The following is a 12,721-nucleotide window of genomic DNA, read 5'->3' on the forward strand; positions in this document are numbered from 1 at the left end:
CGGTGATCGAGGGCTGTGAGTCCTTCGTCTACGCCTCGGGCATGCTGAGCCAGACCTCCCTGCCCATGCTGACCTTCATCTGGCGCACCGTGCTGCGGAACCTGGCGGCCCTGCTGCACCACCTGGTGATCGTGGTGGGCGTGATCGCGGGCTTCGGCCTGTGGCGGACGATGGACCTGCCCCTGGCCCTGGCCGGGCTGGCCCTCGTGCTGGCCAATGTCTCCTGGATGTGCCTGCTGACGGCCATCATCTCGGCGCGGTTCCGGGACATCCCGCAGATCGTGATGTCCATCATGCAGTTCTCCATGTTCATGACCCCGGTCTTCTGGCAGCCGGGGGAGCGGGTCGGGGTGATGGACGCGGTCCTGACCTGGAACCCCTTCTTCCACATGCTGGACGCCATCCGCGCGCCCCTGATGGGCGTGGCGCCCGAGGCCTCCACCTTCTCGGTCCTGATCGTCATGGCCCTGGGCGGATGGGCGGTCGCTTTCGGACTCTTCACGGTCACCCGACGCCGGATCGTGCACTATTTATGAACGGCCGCGCGAAACCCCCGACCGCTCCGCCCCGGCCGGACCAGGCCTTCATCAGCGTGCGCGGACTGACCCTGCGCTTCCCGGTCTATGGCTATGACGCCAAGTCCCTGAAGAAGCACCTCGCCCGGGTGGCGGTGGGCGGACGGCTGGACCAGGCGCGTCATGGCTCCACCTCCGTCACCGCCATCACCGGCCTGGACCTGGAGCTGAGGGCCGGCGACCGGCTGGGCCTGATCGGGCACAACGGCTCGGGCAAGACCACGCTTTTGCGGGCCCTGTCCGGCGCCTACGAGCCCGACGAGGGGCAGATCGAGGTGCGGGGCAAGATCGCCCCCCTGCTGGACCTCTCGCTGGGCATCGACCCCACCGCCACGGGGCTGGAGAATATCCGCCTGCGCGGCCGCATCGCCGGGCTCTCAGCCCGCCAGGTGGAGGACAAGCTGGAGGAGATCGCCGCCTTCACGGGGTTGGGGCCCTTCCTGGCCATGCCGCTCAAGACCTATTCAGCGGGGATGCAGGCGCGCCTGGCCTTCGCCGTGGCCACGGCGGTGGACGCCGACGTCCTGCTGATGGACGAGTGGATCGCCGTGGGCGACGCCGACTTCCAGAAGATCGCCCACCAGCGCCTGCTGGGCCTGGTGGAGCGGGCCGGCATACTGGTCCTGGCCTCCCATGACCTCGACCTGATCCGCCTCTACTGCAACAAGGTGATGCGGATGGACGCCGGGGTCGGCTCGGAGGTGGTGTCCATCAAGGCCCTGGACGAACTCCTGGCGAGGCCGTCAGTCCGCTGAAATCGATGTCGCGGACGGCGCCGCCGCGGGCGGACCGGGACAGGGCGAGGACCGCGCCGGATTCGAAGGCCGCGAACAGGGCGGCTTCGTCGTCAAGAACCAGTCCCGGAAGCCCGGCCCGCACCTGGGCGGCGATGTTGCCGCTATCGGGACCGGCCAGCACGGCGGCGCCGGCCGCGGCGGCCTCCAGGGCCGTGAAGCCGAAGGTCTCGGTGCAGAGGGACCAGGCGAGGGCGACATCCACCCCCTCCCGGACCAGGGCGTCGCGCATGGCCTGGGGCGAAGCGGTGCTGACCCGGACCTCCACGAACCGCATCCCCGAATAGCCGGCGCCCTGCGCCCCGAACTGCAGGAAGGCGTAGCGCGGATCGTCGGCGAAGCGCCCGACGACATCGCAGAAGACGTCCCAGCCCTTGTGCGGGACCGGGGCGCCGAGGAAGGCCACGCGCAGGACTCCGTCGGGCGCCGGCGGCCCGGGAGCGGAGGCCGCGGGCCCGCCGAGGGCGGCGAGGGGCAGGACCTGGGCGGGAGCCAGGGACATGCCGGAGGCCCGCCGCCAGAGGTCGAGGGCGACCTGCGAGGGGGCCAGGACCTGAAGACCGAAAGCCTCGATGAGGCGTCGGTGGGCGTCGGCGTGGAGCCCCCGGCGCGGGCCGTAGACGCAGACCCCGCAGGCGGCGCTGGCGGCCGGGGGCGCGCCGCAGTCGACCAGGTCGTCGCGCATCAGGTGAATCCCGGCGCAGAGGCTGGCGAAGTCGTGCAGCCAGAAGACGCCGCGGGCGAAGCCGCCGGCGCGCAGGATCGCCTCGACGGCGGCGGGATCGTGGCCGAGCAGGCTGTGCAGGGCGAAGGTGCGGCGGCCCGAGGGCGGCAGGGCGGCGGCCAGGGCGGCCCCGACGTCCTGTGCGGTCCAGGCGCCCCAGGCCTCGCCGGCGACGGAGACCCCGACGGGGCCGCCGCCGTCCTCGCGCAGGGTGGGCCAGGTGTCGACGGGATAGAGGTGCAGGACGCCCACGCCCTGGGCGGCGAAGGCGGCGTGCTCGCGCTGGACGCAGAGCTGCAGGCCGCCCACGTTCCGGAAGGCGTCGTCATGGCTGACCGTCAGGTGCAGGTCGGCCAGGGCGGGGCCGAGGGCGGCGAGGCGGCGGACGAGGTCGTCGCGGGAGGAGGGGCGGACCCTGGGCCAGCGGGCGGCGGCGCGGTCGAGGCGAACCTTCAGGGACTCCAGCAGGGCGGCGGCCCGGGCGGTGCGGCCCACGTCCCGGCGCGGCAGGCGGCCCTCGGCCTGGCCCGCCTTCAGCCAGTGCAGGAAGGGATTGATCCCGGCGGCCGCCACGTCCGGGTAGAGCTCCAGATAGTCGCGGACGCTGAAGGCGGCGAGGGGGTCGCGGCCCTCGCGCCAGCCGTGGCGCAGGAAGTGGTCGGCGGGATCGGCGCCGGAGGCGGCGACGTCGGGGTTCATGGCCCGGTACCAGTCCGGGTCCATGGCGTCGGCGACGAGGGCCTCGTCGGGCGTGCGCACCGTCGCGCGGGCGCGCGCGGCCAGGCCGGGCAGGCGGCTGCGGACGCGTCGGGCGAGGATTCGCAAGGGGCTGTCGGTCACGCCGGTCTCCGGGAGCCAGACCTAAAGCCCTTCGACGCCGACGGGAAGGGGTCGCCGGACGGCGCTGCGCGGCTGTAGAAGGGGGCATGGCCGCAGATCCGCCCCCGCATCGCCCCTCCGGTCCCGCCCAGGCCCTGCGCCGGCTGGCCGTCGGGGTCCTGGGCGTCGTGCGAGCGGTCCCGGCCCTGCACCGGCCGGTGCACGCCATCGCCGAGCGGCTGGCCCGACATCCGGCGGGGGCCCGGCTGATCCGCAGCGTGCTGGAGCCCCACGCCCTGGACCCCGCCGCCTATGCCCGCTGGATCGCCCGCTGCGATACACTGTCGGAGGTGGACCTTTCGGCGGCGCGGTCTTTGGCCGGAAGGCTGGAGGCGACGGGACCGCTCATCTCGGTGGTGATCCCGGTCTTCGACCCCGACCTGGTCCACCTGTCGGCCGCCATCGCCTCGGTACAGGGCCAGATCTGGCCGAAGTGGGAGCTGTGCCTGGCCGACGACGCCTCTCCCGGCGAGGCGACCTGGGGCCTGCTGGAGGCGGCCGCGGCGGGCGATTCGCGTATCCGCATCGTGCGGCGGGAGGTCAACGGGCACATCAGCGCCGCCACCAACTCGGCCCTGGCCCTGGCCGGCGGGGACTTCGTCGCCTTCATGGACCAGGACGATCTTCTGCCGCCCCACGCCCTGCTGGAGGCGGCGGCGGAGCTGGCGCGCCATCCGCAGACCGACCTAATCTATACCGACGAGGACAAGATCGACGGGCGCGGCCGGCGGGTGGAGCCGCACTTCAAGACCGCCTGGGACCCCGAGATCATGCTCTCCCAGAACATGGCCAGCCACCTGACGGTGATCCGCCGCAGCCGGGTGGTGGAGGCGGGGGGCCTGCGCGAGGGCCTGGAGGGCGCCCAGGACTGGGACCTCGTTCTGCGCGTCGCCCGGGCGGCGGGGCCGGCGCGCATCCGCCACATCCCGGCGGTGCTCTACCACTGGCGGCAGGCGGGGCAGGCCTCCTTCTCGGAGACGGCCATGGCCCGGTGCCGGGCGGCGGCGGCGCAGGCGGTGAACGAACACCTGGCGGCGACGGGCCAGGCGGCGAGGGCGCGGGCCCTGGACGGCGGACCGGCCTGGCTGGAGATCGCCCGCGGGCTTCCCGGCCCGGCGCCGAAGGCCACGGTGATCGTCCCGACCCGGGACCGGGCGGACCTCCTGGAAGCCTGTGCCAGGGGGGTGCTGGAGGGGACCGACTGGCCGGACCTGGAACTGCTGATCGTGGACAATGACAGCGCCGAACCGGCGACGAAGGCCCTGTTCGAGCGTCTGGCGCAGGACCCGAGGGTCCGCATCCTGCCGGCGCCGGGGCCCTTCAACTATTCGGCCATCAACAACGCCGCCGTGCGCGAGGCGAAGGGCGATCTGCTGGTCTTCCTCAACAATGACGTGGAGGTCCGGGGGGCCGGCTGGCTGAAGGCCTTGGCGGCCCAGGCCCTGCGGCCGGAGGTGGGCGCGGCGGGGGCGATGCTGCGCTTTCCGGACGGCCGGGTGCAGCATGCGGGCGTGGCCCTCGGCATCGGCGCGGGGCGCGTGGCGGGCGCCCTGGGCGTGGGGGCGGGCCCCCGGGACCCGGGGCCCTCCAACCGGCTGCGGGCGGCGCGGTGCGTCTCGGCGGCCACGGCGGCGTGCCTGGCGGTGCGGCGGGAGGTGTTCAACGCGGCGGGGGGCTTCGACGCCGAGCATCTGCCGGTGGCCTTCAACGACATCGACCTGTGCCTCAGGATCGGCGACCTGGGCCTGCAGGTGATCTGGACTCCCGAGGCGGACCTGACGCACCGGGAGTCGGCCTCACGGGGCTCTGACCTGGAGGCGCGACATGCGGCGCGGTTCGCCCGCGAGGCGGCCTGGATGCGCCAGCGCTGGGGCCCGGTCCTGGACGCCGATCCCTTCTACGGCCTGAACCTGGACCTGTCGGGGGGCGACTGGCGGCCGGCCGACCCGCCGAGGCGGCCCCGCCCCTGGGCCTTGCCGCCGGAGACCTGGGAGGCCATGGTCATCAGTCCTGGGGAGGAAGGGAAAACATGATGCGCTCCGCCCGACTGAAATGGATGACCCTCGGCCTCGCGCTGGCCGCGGCGACCGCCGCCGCAGCCCCCGCCATGGCGGGCCCGCGCCGGGACGAGGGCCTCTGGAAGGCCGCCGAAGCCGTCCGCCCCGAACAGCTGAAATTGCTGGAGACCCTGGTCAACATCGACTCCGGGACCGGCGACGTGGAGGGCGGGCGCAGGGTCCTGGACGTTCTGGCGCCGCGGCTGGAGGCCCTGGGCGCCAGGGTCGAGCGCGTGCCGGCGGAGATCCCGGGCCTGCCGGACAATCTTGTCGCCACCCTGAAGGGCAAGGGCAAGGCGAAGATCCTGATGATCGGCCACATCGATACGGTCTTCGAGCCGGGCACGGCGGCGAAGTGGCCCTATTCCGTGAGCGGCGACCGGGCGACGGGGCCCGGCGTGGGCGACGAGAAGGGCGGGGTGCTCCAGGCCGTCCTGGCCATGGAGATCCTGACCGCCCGGGGCTTCCGCAACTACGACACCCTGACCCTGCTGCTGGAAACCAGCGAGGAGCGCGGCTCGCCGGGGACCCGGGCCCTGATCGATCGCCTGGTCAGGAGCCACGACGTGGAGTTGAACCTCGAGCCCGGCGACGCCCCGGACAAGGTCACCGTCTGGCGCAAGGGCAGCTCGACCTTCAATATCGACGTGAAGGGCCGCCCCGCCCACGCCGGGGTCGCCCCGCAGGAGGGCCGCAACGCCGCCACCGAGCTGGTCCACCAGCTCGCGACCCTGGAGGGTCTGCCGAAATCCGGCGACGGCCTGACCGCCAACCTCACCATCATCCAGGCCGGGAGCCGCTACAACATCATCCCGGAGAACGCCCGGGCGCAGGTGAATGTGCGGGTCCGGGACAAGGCGGACCTCAACCGGGTGCAGGCCACCCTGGAGGAGAGCGCCCGGAACACGAAGGTGCCGGACACCAAGGTCACGGTCAGCCGCGAGAACTCCTTCCCGCCCCTGCCGGACAACCCGCATACCGACGCTCTCGCCGCCAGGGCCAAGGCCATCTACGCCGAACTCGGGCGTGAACTCGGAACCGGCGGCAATGGCGGGGCCTCGGAGTCGGCCCTGGCGCATGAGGCGGGCACGCCCGCCCTCGATGGCCTGGGCCCGGTAGGCGGGAGCTTCCATACCGACAAGGAATGGATCGACCTGACGACCGTCACGCCGCGGCTCTACCTGCTGATGCGGATGATCCAGGACGTCGCGGCCAGGACGCCCCAGAGGTTCACCCCCGGGGATTGACGGGCGCGCCGTACCTCAGACGGCCAAGCGCTTCGGCCGCCCGGCGAAGGGGCTCTCCGGGCCTCTGTCTGGCCTTCCAGGCCTCGAAGGCCATGACATTGGCGATGCGCGCGTCCACAAAGGACTCGGCCGCCGCCTCCCCTTCCCGCAGACGCACGGCGAGGGCGGCGATCAGGATGCCGGCCAGGATCGCCCGCTTGGAATAGTGGTTCTCGTCTGCGGCGACGTCCCCGGCCCAGCGCCAGAGCCTGTCGGCGCTCTCCCAGGCGAGGGACAGGCCCTGGGCGGCGTTGGGCGGCAGGGCCAGCCAGCCCGAGCAGCGCCGTACGGCCGGGGCGTCGGCCGCCGCCGCGTCCAGCCGGGCGAGGACGGCGGCGCGAATGCGCTGGCGGATCTTGAGCCCCGCCGGGTCCGGCAGGGCGGCGAGGGCCGCCGCGTCGTGCCGGCGCGAGAGAAGGGCCGCGAGGTCCGCCGGACCATAGGGCAGGATGAGCTCAGTCTCGCCGGGGGAAAAACCGGCGTCGGCGCCCGCGGCGGCGGCCATGGCCGGGGTCCAGCCCATGCCGGGCGCCCGGACAAGAGCGGCGTCAAGGACGGCCTGTTCCGCCCGCCGCAGCCAGGCCTCGGGATCTTCCTGCATGTCCATGGACTCCATATAGGGCCAAAAGCCCTTGCGTGTCCGCCGTGGACAGGCGTTTTCCGGTCTGCTATTGCCCGCGGCCTGTCCGGACGGGTGACCGTCGGGAACGAGAGACTATTGTCCGTTCGCCGCCGAGCCCTCGCTGGAGGCGACGCCGAGCGGGAACGGGTGACAGGAGAGAGACCTCTGGTTCAGATTTTCGTGCGCGACAACAATGTCGACCAGGCCCTCAAGGCGCTGAAGAAGAAGATGCAGCGCGAAGGCTCGTTCCGCGAGATGAAGCGCCACGTGCACTACGAGAAGCCCTCGGAGAAGCGCGCGCGCCAGCAGGCCGAAGCCGTCCGTCGCGCCCGCAAGCTGGCCCGCAAGCGCGCCCAGCGCGAAGGCCTGATCGCCGCGCCGAAGAAGCCCGCCCGCTGACCCCCGGGTCGGGGCCTGGTTCCCGGACCGGGTCTTTTCGAGGCGAATTGAGGGGCCGTGCGCACGCCGCACGGCCTTTTCGACGTCCGGAGCGGGGATTGCGGCTTGTCTTCTGGAGATTCCCCGCACTCGCGCCTATCTTGAAGACCAACCGGCATTCAACCCTTCGGATCGGACGCCAATGAACTTTCGCAACCTGGGCATCTGGGCCGCCATCGTGATCGCCCTGGCGGGCATGTATGCGCTGATGAATCCCAGCCAGCGCACCGCGACGGTCGGCGAGCTCAGCTATTCCCAGCTGCTCGCCAAGATCGATGGCGGAAGCGTCAAGTCGGTCGAGATGGCCGGCCCCAAGATCATCGTGCAGGACACCGCCGGGAAGACCTTCGCCTCCACGACGCCGAACAATCAGGAAGACCTGGTGAAGCGCCTTGAGGCGCGGAACGTCGACATCAAGGTCAAGCCGCCGGGCGGCATGAGCGCCGGCGCCATCCTCCTGCAGCTCCTGCCGATCATCATCATGGTCGGCATCTGGATCTTCTTCATGCGCCAGATGCAGGGCGGCGCCCGCGGCGCCATGGGCTTCGGCAAGTCCAAGGCCAAGATGCTGACCGAGAACCGCAACCGCGTGACCTTCGAGGACGTGGCCGGCGTGGACGAGGCCAAGGACGAACTGTCGGAGATCGTCGACTTCCTGAAGGATCCGCAGAAGTTCCAGCGCCTGGGCGGCAAGATTCCCAAGGGCGCCCTGATGGTGGGCCCCCCCGGCACCGGCAAGACCCTGCTGGGCCGCGCCGTGGCCGGCGAGGCCGGCGTGCCCTTCTTCTACATCTCGGGCTCGGACTTCGTGGAGATGTTCGTCGGCGTCGGCGCCAGCCGGGTGCGGGACATGTTCGAGCAGGCCAAGAAGAACAGCCCCTGTATCATCTTCATCGACGAGATCGACGCCGTCGGCCGCCACCGCGGCGCGGGCCTAGGCGGCGGCAATGACGAGCGCGAGCAGACCCTGAACCAGCTCCTGGTGGAGATGGACGGCTTCGACCCGTCCGACGCGATCATCGTCATCGCCTCGACCAACCGCCCCGACGTGCTGGACCCGGCCCTGCTGCGGCCCGGCCGCTTCGACCGCCAGGTCGTGGTGGGCAATCCGGACGTCAATGGCCGCGAGCGCATCCTGCGCGTGCACATGCGCAACGTGCCCCTGGCGGCGGATGTCGACATCCGGACCATCGCCCGCGGCACGCCGGGCTTCTCGGGCGCCGACCTGGCCAACCTGGTCAACGAGGCCGCCCTGATGGCCGCCCGCAAGAACCGCAAGATGGTCACCCAGCGCGACTTCGAGGACGCCAAGGACCGGGTCATGATGGGCGCCGAGCGCAAGTCCATGGCCATGACCGAGGAGGAAAAGCGCCTGACCGCCTACCATGAGGGCGGCCACGCCCTGGTGGCCCTGAGCGTCCCGGCCTCCGACCCGGTCCACAAGGCCACCATCATCCCGCGCGGGCGGGCCCTGGGCATGGTCATGCAGCTGCCCGAGCGCGACCAGCTGTCGATGAGCTTCCAGCAGATGACCTCGCGCCTCGCCATCCTGATGGGCGGCCGGCTGGCCGAGGAGATCATCTTCGGCCGCGAGAAGATCACCTCCGGCGCCTCCTCCGACATCGACCAGGCCACCCGGCTGGCCCGGGCCATGGTCACCAAGTGGGGCTTCTCCGACCGGCTGGGCGTGGTCTCCTACGGCGAGAACCAGGATGAGGTCTTCCTGGGTCACTCGGTGTCGCGGACCCAGAATGTCTCTGAAGAGACCGCCCGGATCATCGACGAGGAGGTCAAGCGCCTGGTCCAGAGCGGCTATGACGAGGCCAAGCGGATCCTGACCGAACGGATCGAGGACCTGCACACCCTGGCCAAGGCCCTGCTCGAGTACGAGACCCTGACCGGGGACGAGATCACCAACGCCCTGAAGGGAGTCATGCCCCGGCGTGACGACACCGGCGACGCCGGTCCGGCCCTTCCCGCCGTCTCGGTGCCCCTGACTCCTGCCGCAGCGCGGCCCCAGCCGGCGTGATCCCCGACACCGCCGTTCGCCGCCCCCTGGTCATGGGGGTGGTGAACGTGACGCCCGACAGCTTCTCGGACGGCGGGCGGCTGCAGGGCGTCGAGGGCGCCGTCGCCCACGCCCTGGCCCTGGACCGCGCAGGGGCCGACATTCTCGATATCGGGGGCGAGTCCACCCGTCCCGGCGCCGCCCCGGTCAGCGTCGAAGCTGAGCTTGGTCGGGTCCTGCCTGTCCTGCGAAATCTGCGCCCCCTCTCCCGCCGGCTCATCTCCATCGATACCTGCAAGCCGGAGGTCGCCCGGGCGGCGGTGGAGGCCGGGGCGGACATCTGGAACGACGTCACCGCCCTGGGCGCCCCGGGGGCGGCGGACCTGGCGGCCCGCATGGGCTGTCAGGTAGTGCTGATGCACATGCAGGGCGAGCCCCGGACCATGCAGGCCGCGCCGCGCTACGATGACGTGCTGGCGGAGGTCTGCGCCTTCCTGCGGGACCGGGCCGAGGCCGCCCTCGCCGCCGGCGTGGGGCGGGAACGGATCTGGCTCGATCCCGGGATCGGCTTCGGCAAGACCCTGGAGCACAACCTGGCCCTGATGGCGAGCCTGCCCGCCCTGGTCGCCCTGGGCTTTCCTGTCCTCCTCGGCGCCAGCCGCAAGCGCTTCATCGCCGCGATCGGTCCCGGCGGCCAGAGTTCCGGGGACAGGCTGGGCGGCTCGTTGGCGGCGGCGCTGACCGGCGCCCGGGCGGGCGTGGCGGCGGTGCGCGTCCATGACGTGGCCGAGACGGTCCAGGCCCTGGAGGTCCAGGCGGCCATCCACGCCGCTGAAGGGGTCAGCCTCGCCCGATGAAGGGCATGGACGTGGCCATGACGGTCATGAACGGCACGTTCGCCTCCAGCGGAAGTCCGGCCATGTAGGCCACCGCCTCGCCGACTGCGGCGACATCCATGGTGGGCTCGGGCGCCACGCTCCCGTCCGCCTGGAGGACGCCCCGGGACATCCGCGCCGTCATCTCGGTGGCGGCGTTGCCGATATCGATCTGGCCGCAGGCGATGTTGAAGGCGCGGCCGTCAAGGATGGCCTGGCGGGTCAGTCCGGTCATGGCGTGCTTGGTGGCGGTGTAGGCGACCGAGCGGGGCCGGGGGACCTGAGCGGAAATCGAGCCGTTGTTGATGATCCGGCCGCCCTGGGGCGTCTGGGCCTTCATGCAGCGGAAGGCCGCCTGCAGGCAGAGGAAGGCGCCGGTCAGGTTCACGTCCACCACGCGCCGCCAGTCGTCGAGGGTGAGGTCCTCCAGGGGAACCGGCGGCGCCCCCGTCCCGGCGTTGTTGAACAGGAGATCCACCCGGCCGAAGCGGTCCACGGCCGCCCCGAAGAGGGCTTCGACCTGGTCACGGTCGGACACGTCGATCGGGCAGGCCAGGAGGCGTACGGGATCAGGGGCGAGGTCGCGGGTCCGGGCCAGCGGCTCGGCGCGTCGTCCGGCGAGGACGACGGACCATCCCCGGGCGGCCAGGGCCAGGGCCGCAGCGCGACCTATGCCGGACCCGGCGCCGGTGACAATGGCGACGCCGGGGGCGGGAGCTTCGGAAACAGTCATCGCTTCACCCTAGGTCAAATCGACGGCCCGCGCACGGGGGGGCAAACCCTCTCGCCGCCGACCCCCTCCGGACCGCTTTCGCGGCCCACCTCCCCCTCAAGAGGTGGAGGAATGACGCAGCCATTAGTCCCCCAAGGGGGAGCTCCGACCGAAGGTCGGTGAGGGGATCAATCCCCGTCGCCGCCGACCCCCTCTGGACCGCTTTCGCGGCCCACCTCCCCCTCAAGAGGTGGAGGAATTACAAGCGCTTAATTGCTCCCCCAAGGGGGAGCTCCGACCGAAGGTCGGTGAGGGGGTCAATCCCCGTCGCCGCCGCCCCCCTCCGAACCGCATTCGCGGTCCACCTCCCCCTGAAGAGGTGGAGGAATGACGCAGCCATTGCTCCGGCCGAGGGGCCGGAGGCGTCGTGCAATCCGCGCCGGATCGCGCTAGGAGGGAGCATGTCGAAATCGCACGGCCGAGTCCTGATCATCGCCGGGTCCGACTCCGGAGGCGGGGCGGGCCTGCAGGCCGATCTGAAGGCCGTCACCGCCCTGGGCGGCTTTGCGGCCACGGCTGTGACGGCGATCACCGTCCAGAACACCCTGGGAGTCAGCGGCGTCCATCCGGTGCCCGCGGAGATCGTCACGGCGCAGGCCCGGGCTGTGCTGGACGACATCGGCGCCGACGCCCTGAAGACCGGCATGCTGGGCGACGTCGCCATGGTCGAGACCGTGGCGGCCATACTGGACACCGTTCCCGGGATTCCCGCTGTGGTCGACCCCGTCATGACCGCCAAGGGCGGGGCCGCCCTGCTGGCCCCGGAGGCCATGAATGCAGTCCGCAGCCTCATGATTCCCCGGGCCGGGCTGCTGACACCCAACGCCCCGGAGGCCGAGGCCCTGACCGGCCTGCCGGTGAGGACGTCCGACGACCAGAGGCGGGCGGGCGAGGCCCTCCTGGCCCTGGGCGCCCGGGCGGTGCTGATGAAGGGCGGTCATCTGGAGGGCGGCCGGGTGGTCGATCTGCTCATCACGCCTCACGGCGAGACCCTGTTCGAGGCCGGTCGCATCGACACCCGCCATACCCACGGCACGGGCTGCACCCTGGCCTCGGCCTGTGCGGCGGGCCTGGCCCAGGGCCTCACCCTGGAAGCCGCCGTGGCGCGGGCCTGGGCCTACGTTCAGGAGGCCATCGCCCGTGCGCCGGGCCTGGGCGGCGGGCATGGCCCCCTCGATCACGCCTGGCCGTTGCGGGGAAAGGCGTGAGGCACGCCGAGACCCTCGAGGCCCTGGTGCGCAGTTCGGACAGCCTGATGACGGTGCTGCGCGCCGCCCGCGCGCTGGACCTGCCGGACTGGATGATCTTTTCCGGCGCGGTCTACCAGAAGGTCCTGAACCACCTGACCGGACGGCCGCAGGACTATGGGCTGAAGGATTACGACCTGGCCTATTTCGACGCCTCGGACCTGAGCTGGGAAGCCGAGGACCGCGTCATCCGCCGGGCCGCCGCAGAGCTGCCGCCGCCTCTGGACCAGCTTGTGGAAGTGCGCAATCAGGCCCGGGTCCATCTGTGGTTCGAAAGCCGCTTCGGCGAGCCCTATTCCCCCCTGTCCTGCAGCACCGAGGCCCTGGAGCGGTTCGTCAGCACGACCAACGCCGTGGGCGTGCGTCTGGAGGCTGACGACCGCCTGACCCTCTCGGCGCCCTTTGGCCTGGAGGACCTGTTCAGCCTGCGCCTGCGTCCCAACC

The 12,721-nt window shown here is 71.7% G+C and carries 12 protein-coding genes; 9 read left to right on the forward strand and 3 right to left on the reverse strand.

Going from position 1 to position 12,721, the window contains the following annotated elements; genetic code table 11:
* On the forward strand, positions 1–536 hold a 536-nt coding region (locus IM632_RS10485), incomplete at its 5' end, for an ABC transporter permease (protein ID WP_296552310.1).
* On the forward strand, positions 533–1,330 hold the full coding sequence (locus tag IM632_RS10490; RefSeq protein ID WP_296482041.1) for an ABC transporter ATP-binding protein: 798 nt from the start codon (positions 533–535) through the stop codon (positions 1,328–1,330). The genes IM632_RS10485 and IM632_RS10490, both read left to right, overlap by 4 nt.
* On the opposite strand, the gene IM632_RS10495 is transcribed toward IM632_RS10490, so the two are convergent.
* On the reverse strand, positions 1,287–2,933 hold the full coding sequence (locus tag IM632_RS10495) for a hypothetical protein (RefSeq protein WP_296499133.1): 1,647 nt from the start codon (positions 2,931–2,933) through the stop codon (positions 1,287–1,289). The genes IM632_RS10490 and IM632_RS10495 overlap by 44 nt on opposite strands.
* Positions 2,934–3,019: 86 nt before the next feature.
* On the opposite strand from IM632_RS10495, the gene IM632_RS10500 reads away from it, so the two are divergent.
* Both IM632_RS10500 and IM632_RS10505 read left to right on the forward strand, forming a co-directional pair.
* Positions 3,020–5,005 carry a glycosyltransferase family 2 protein gene (locus tag IM632_RS10500; protein ID WP_296552311.1) on the forward strand — a complete coding sequence of 662 codons (1,986 nt, stop codon included), beginning with the start codon at positions 3,020–3,022 and terminating at the stop codon, positions 5,003–5,005.
* Positions 5,002–6,276, forward strand: a complete 1,275-nt coding sequence (locus IM632_RS10505; RefSeq protein WP_296484001.1) for a glutamate carboxypeptidase — start codon at positions 5,002–5,004, stop codon at positions 6,274–6,276. The genes IM632_RS10500 and IM632_RS10505 overlap by 4 nt, the downstream gene beginning before the upstream one ends.
* On the opposite strand, the gene IM632_RS10510 is transcribed toward IM632_RS10505, so the two are convergent.
* On the reverse strand, positions 6,260–6,916 hold the full coding sequence (locus IM632_RS10510; RefSeq protein WP_296484003.1) for a COQ9 family protein: 657 nt from the start codon (positions 6,914–6,916) through the stop codon (positions 6,260–6,262). The genes IM632_RS10505 and IM632_RS10510 overlap by 17 nt on opposite strands.
* Before the next feature lie 186 nt (positions 6,917–7,102).
* On the opposite strand from IM632_RS10510, the gene rpsU reads away from it, so the two are divergent.
* From rpsU to folP, 3 genes are all read left to right on the forward strand, one after another.
* Positions 7,103–7,336, forward strand: coding sequence for a 30S ribosomal protein S21 (rpsU, locus tag IM632_RS10515; RefSeq protein ID WP_110451396.1), 234 nt, complete (start codon positions 7,103–7,105; stop codon positions 7,334–7,336).
* Positions 7,337–7,517: 181 nt separating this feature from the next.
* A complete protein-coding gene (gene ftsH, locus IM632_RS10520) occupies positions 7,518–9,404 on the forward strand; it encodes an ATP-dependent zinc metalloprotease FtsH (RefSeq protein ID WP_296484005.1) in 1,887 nt (628 codons plus the stop codon).
* 32 nt (positions 9,405–9,436) lie between these two features.
* The gene (folP, locus tag IM632_RS10525; RefSeq protein WP_296484051.1) at positions 9,437–10,240 is read left to right on the forward strand and encodes a dihydropteroate synthase; all 804 of its coding nucleotides are present in this window, start codon (positions 9,437–9,439) and stop codon (positions 10,238–10,240) included.
* On the opposite strand, the gene IM632_RS10530 is transcribed toward folP, so the two are convergent.
* Positions 10,224–10,991: an SDR family oxidoreductase gene (locus tag IM632_RS10530; RefSeq protein WP_296484013.1), complete on the reverse strand. Its 768-nt coding sequence runs from the start codon at positions 10,989–10,991 to the stop codon at positions 10,224–10,226. The genes folP and IM632_RS10530 overlap by 17 nt on opposite strands.
* 440 nt (positions 10,992–11,431) lie before the next feature.
* Here IM632_RS10530 and thiD point away from each other — a divergent pair, with 440 nt between their 5' ends.
* Together thiD and IM632_RS10540 are read left to right on the forward strand one after the other, a co-directional pair.
* Positions 11,432–12,238 (forward strand): bifunctional hydroxymethylpyrimidine kinase/phosphomethylpyrimidine kinase, encoded by an 807-nt coding sequence (gene thiD / locus IM632_RS10535; protein ID WP_296499088.1) that lies wholly within the window; start codon positions 11,432–11,434, stop codon positions 12,236–12,238.
* A gap of 47 nt (positions 12,239–12,285) precedes the next feature.
* Positions 12,286–12,721: nucleotidyltransferase family protein (locus IM632_RS10540; protein WP_296552312.1), on the forward strand; the 436-nt coding region annotated here is incomplete at its 3' end.

The organism is Phenylobacterium sp. (assembly GCF_020402505.1).
Taxonomy (GTDB): domain Bacteria; phylum Pseudomonadota; class Alphaproteobacteria; order Caulobacterales; family Caulobacteraceae; genus Phenylobacterium.